We start from the raw sequence: 2,663 nt of genomic DNA on the forward strand, positions 1-2,663 counted from the left end.
GCCTTCTCCTGGCTCCAGCCTTCGCCCGATGCCGCATGCATCAGCTTCATCTTGATCGGTTCCAGGTCGAGTTGCATTACGGCGTCGAACAGGTCGTTGGTGTTCATGGTCATCCTTGTCAAGGGTTCAGGAATGGTCGGGCGTGTGTTGCACGTCCTCAATGTAGTTGAGGTAACTCGCCCAGATTTTGATATTTGTCAAACAAATAATATGAGTTGTTTGAACGGCTATGCAGAAGCTCGATAGTGGAGTAGGGCGAGCGGGTGAAGTGTCAGATGACGGCCGAACCCGCGCCCTGCTCCTGTTCCTGGGAGAGAACGGGTTCCGGGCCGCCGATGACAGGCGCCGAGACCGTGACGGTCGTGCCGCCGCCCGGTTCGCTGAAGACGGTGCAGGTGCCGCCGAGGATCACGATGCGCTCCTCGATGCCGACCAGGCCGAATGACCCGTACTTGCTGCGCCCGCCGGGCGGCAGCCCGCAGCCGTTGTCGGTCACCGTCAGCGACAGCCAGTCGCCGTTCAGGCGCAGCTCCACTTTCACCCGCGTCGCGTTGGCGTGCCGGACGATGTTCGTGAGCGATTCCTGCAGGATGCGGAAAAAGGCTGTCGCGCAATGATCGGGCAGGGCGATCTCGCCGTGGTCGTCCTGGATGTCGCACTGGATGCCGGTGCGGCGCTGGAACTGGTTGACCTGCCATTCGACGGCCGCCGACAGGCCGAGGTCGAGCACGGTTGGACGCAGGTCGTTGATGATCTGGCGCACGCTCCTGATCGTCGTGTCGATCTGCTGCAGCGTGGAACGGGCGCGCGTGTTCAGGTGGTTGTGCGTGCCCTGCGTGCGTCCCGCCAGCAGTTCGGCTTCGATGCGCAGGGCGAGCAGGCTCTGGCCGAGGTCGTCGTGGATCTCGCGCGCGATGCGCTTGCGCTCCATTTCCTTGATCTGGTACGCATGGTCGGCGAGACGCCTGAGCTTCTGGTGCGACAACTGCAGCCTGGCCTGGCTTTCGCGCAGCTCGCTCGTCATCTCCCGCGCCAGCTCGAGGGCGGCGCGGCGCGACGACGTGAGCGTGTGCAGCAGGGCATAGAGCAGGATCGAGCCGAGGAAGCCGAAGGCCATCATGAGCTTCGGATAATAGGTGTCGAATTCCGTGTACAGCGCGGCCCTGGGGGCGCTGAACGTCGTTTTCCACGGACGCCCGTTGAAATCGAGCGGCAGGCTGGTCGTGAAGACGTCATCGCCGACGTCGAGCGCCGGCGTCGGCTCGGCGCGCGTGCCGCGGCTGTCGAACAACGCGAGCGGCTTCGATACCGTGGGTTGGCCGCGGGCGTCGATGCCGGGGCCGACGTCGTACAGCGTCATGCGCAGGTTCGCGACTGGAACTTCGTCCATGACGCCATTCAGCAGTTTGGGGATACTGAACGCGATGCCGAGCGAACCCGTGTAGGCCTCGCGGCGCTGGTCGACCGTGCGCAGCGCCAGGCCCTTGCGGTAGACCGGCATACGCATTCCGACATAGATATTGTTCGGACGCGACAACATCGGGATCGGCGTACCGGTCGAAAAAATCATGCCGCTATCGCGCTCTTGCAGCAGCAAGTTCCCGAAATAGCGGTTGGCTTTCAGGTCGATCGCATAGTAGTGGGCGCCCGGCGGCGCAGGTTCGACGAAGGCGACGACCAGGTACGACGGCCGGATGCCGGGCGGCATGATGTCCAGGTCGACCGGCTTGCCAAAGATGTGCGACACGTCTGTGCGCAGTGCGGCAACGAATGCGTCGCGCCGCTCATGCGGCACCTGGACCGCGTAATTGATGTAGTCGACCGCCGGGAAGCTCCGGGCCAGGTCCAGTCCGGTCACGAATTCATGGAAGCCCTGGTGTGTCAGGACGTCGGAACTCTGGATCATGCTGCCCGTGGCGCGCAACAGGTCCGTATACGATTTCACGCGGACCGTGATGACGCTTTGCGCATGCCTGGCATGGCTGATGAAACGGGCTTCGGCGTCGCTTTCGATGGAGCGTGCCGTGAACAGATACAGCAACGCGCCGACGAGCGAAGACAGCAATGCTCCGGCCCAGAACGAGAACCGGGTTACGGAAAATGTGTCTTTCAGCGTCGTCGCCATCAAATACGCTTCCTAAAGAATGTGTTCCAGCACGGCTGGATATGCAATGTTAATTTGTTGCAAAACTTGTGTCGAGTGGCGCGCAAACTCCTTTGCACAACAAAAAGCCCGCTCCGGAAACCGGAGCGGGCAGGCATGTTGCAGGAATTGAAAGGTGGCGTGTGGCGGGCCCCCGCCGATCACTGGCGTTCAGGCGGTGGCCGCTTCACTGCGACCGGGCTGCGTCTCGACCCGCGGGCTGGCGCAGTAGGCCGTGCCGATCCGGGGGCTGGCGCAATACGCGGTCGCCGCCACCTTATCTATGCGTGCTTCCTTGCGCGGGCTGGCGCAGTAGGCCGTGCCGATCCGGGGGCTGGCGCAATACGCGGTCGCCGCCGCCCTGCCTTCGCGTGCTTCCTTGCGCGGGCTGGCGCAGTAGGCGGTGTCGATCCGGGGGCTGGCGCAATACGCGGTCGCCGCCACCCTGCCTTCGCGTGCTTCCTTGCGCGGGCTGGCGCAGTAGGCGGTGTCGATCCGGGGGCTGGCGCAATACGCGGTC

General features: G+C 63.7%; 1 protein-coding gene and 1 pseudogene. Both read right to left on the minus strand.

Going from position 1 to position 2,663, the window contains the following annotated elements; translation table 11 throughout:
• Positions 1-271 precede the first annotated feature (271 nt).
• Positions 272-2,125: a sensor histidine kinase gene (locus tag QPK29_RS33350; RefSeq protein WP_400189958.1), complete on the minus strand. Its 1,854-nt coding sequence runs from the start codon at positions 2,123-2,125 to the stop codon at positions 272-274.
• 189 nt (positions 2,126-2,314) lie between these two features.
• Positions 2,315-2,663, minus strand: a pseudogene (locus QPK29_RS33355) (hypothetical protein); the annotation flags it as partial.

It is taken from the genome of Massilia orientalis (assembly GCF_030411975.2).
Lineage (GTDB): Bacteria > Pseudomonadota > Gammaproteobacteria > Burkholderiales > Burkholderiaceae_D > Telluria > Telluria orientalis.

Bases quoted from the DNA above. Each gene is read 5' to 3' on its own strand.
- QPK29_RS33350 (WP_400189958.1), bottom strand. From the start codon at position 2,125: ATGGCGACGACGCTGAAAGACACATTTTCCGTAACCCGGTTCTCGTTC.